At 46.5% G+C, this 1,908-nt stretch carries 3 protein-coding genes; all 3 read right to left on the bottom strand.

Features of this window, described 5'->3' with window-relative positions; all coding sequences use genetic code 11:
- On the bottom strand, window positions 1–1,177 hold a 1,177-nt coding region (tnpC, locus tag ACTUJY_RS21070; RefSeq protein ID WP_463618104.1), incomplete at its 3' end, for an IS66 family transposase.
- A gap of 67 nt (window positions 1,178–1,244) precedes the next feature.
- Window positions 1,245–1,631 carry an IS66 family insertion sequence element accessory protein TnpB gene (gene tnpB, locus ACTUJY_RS21065; protein ID WP_463618103.1) on the bottom strand — a complete coding sequence of 129 codons (387 nt, stop codon included), beginning with the start codon at window positions 1,629–1,631 and terminating at the stop codon, window positions 1,245–1,247.
- Window positions 1,601–1,908 (bottom strand): IS66 family insertion sequence element accessory protein TnpA (gene tnpA, locus ACTUJY_RS21060; protein ID WP_463618102.1); only part of this gene is annotated, 308 nt, incomplete at its 5' end. The genes tnpB and tnpA, both read right to left, overlap by 31 nt.

The raw sequence follows: 1,908 nt of genomic DNA, 5'->3' as shown, positions 1-1,908 counted from the left end.
TGGGTGGCACTTGATGAATGGATTTATCGCACCATTGCTGGTATTGCTCTAACAAGGGTTTCGATTGCTCCTGTCGAATACGGTGTTTTTCTTCCGGTGTTTTATCGTTAATTTGCTTTTCAATACGATACAGTTTTTGAATGTGGTTGAGCGCCCAGTTGGCTTTCCCGGTTTTGCTTTTGCCTTGTACCTTTTGCGCTTCGACAAATTTACGTCGCGCATGCGCCCAGCAGCCGACCAAGGTGGCTTCGGTTTGCTCGTAACCTTGGTAGCCATCCACGTGCAAATAGCCGGAATAACCCTGTAAAAAATTCACAGCGCATTGGCCAGCGCGACTCGGCGAGTAGTCGTATAACACCAGGTTCGGTATGGAACTCTTTGGGTTCGGTGAATCACCGCCGCTGCAATAAAGCCACATGTAGCTTTTGCTGTTGTCATCGCTTAAGACGTTCAACGTCGTCTCATCCGCTTGAATAACGGGTTGTTGCAACAGTAACTGTTGCCAATGCTCAATGATGGGCTTGAAGAGCTCGCCACACTTCATCATCCATACGCTCATGGTTTTTCGATTGAGGTCAATACCGTGTTGTTGAAACAACTGTTCTTGTCGATACAAAGGTAGCGCGTACTGGTGTTTGTTGGTGATGATTTGGCTGAGTAAGGATGGTGTTGCGATGCTTTTCGGAATAGGGCTTGCCGGTAACTTCGCTTGCTTAATCGATACAGTTTCTTCGCTCTTTTCACAGGTTCGACAACTGTATTTGGGACGAAGGTGTTCAATCACTTTGATGCTTGCTGGAATAAACTCCAGCTGTTCGCTTTTGTCTTCACCCATCTTGTGCAGCTCTTCACCGCAGCAGTCGCACTGTTTCTCATCGTCGGCAAGGTCATGCACGATGACTTGGCGCGGTAAATCTTTCGGTAATGGCTTTCGCTTTGGTTTATTGCGGCTATAGCTGATGGTTTCTTTTTCTTCAGCGGGCAATTCATCAAACGTTTGCTCCGCTTCGTTAAATAAGTCACCTTGTGCCGGATGCGCTTCGCTGCTTTGACCGAATTGTTGTTGGCGGGCTTTTAAGAATTGCTCTTCCAGATACTGACACTTCGATTGCAGTTCGAGCACCATTTTTTTCAGTGCTTCGATATCGTTGGGTAAAGTGTCAGAGGTCGTATTCATGCGGCGTATTCTATCAAAAGAATTCACCGGTTGGTGCGTTCGCCGATCAGCGGTTCGAATATTCCGATCAGCGTACTGACTGAAAGTTCAGCGGTTGATGCCGCTGCATTTTCTGAATGTCGAGGCCGGATAACAACCAATGCCATTGCTCGTCAGAGAGTGCTAATATTGCATCCCGATGTTTCTTCGGCCACTTGAACTTATCTTTCTCCAATCGCTTGTACCAAAGCGCAAATCCGGTTTTATCCCAATAGAGCACTTTCAGTTTGTCGCGCTTTCTATTGCAAAACACGAACAAAGCATCGAGAAAGGGTGATAGTTGCATGTCTTGCTCAACAATCACCATCAAGCCATTAATCGACTTACGAAAATCCACCGGATCACGATGCAGGTAAATCTCGGACAATGCTTGCAATCGCTCCATCACAAACAACGTAGCAACGTGGCCAGCCATTCGGGATGAATATTCGCCGGTAAGTCCAATTGCCAATGATTGCCTTTTAACTGAAGCCGATTGTCTCTAGTAAAAGCGACGGCTTCGGCTCGCTTCACTTTTAAAAATGAAGTCGTGCTTGTTTGATCGCTCGTCGCCAGTAACGCTTTTTTCCGTTTGGAGAAATGTTTACTGCACAAAGCTCTTTCGCGGCAAAAGGCATTGGCACTCAATCCGCTGGCTTCATGTTCGGCAAACAATTGCAACCATTCTTCTTGGGTTCGCTTAATCATGAAAT

The sequence above is a fragment of the Pleionea sp. WD8-19 genome (genome assembly GCF_055326765.1).
The sequence above is the reverse complement of the archived record's forward strand: the minus strand, read 5'-3'. Positions and strand labels throughout refer to the sequence as shown.

Excerpts from the sequence above, each read along its gene's own strand:
- tnpB (WP_463618103.1), bottom strand. The coding sequence starts at position 1,631 with ATGGCTGGCCACGTTGCTACGTTGTTTGTGATGGAGCGATTGCAAGCA.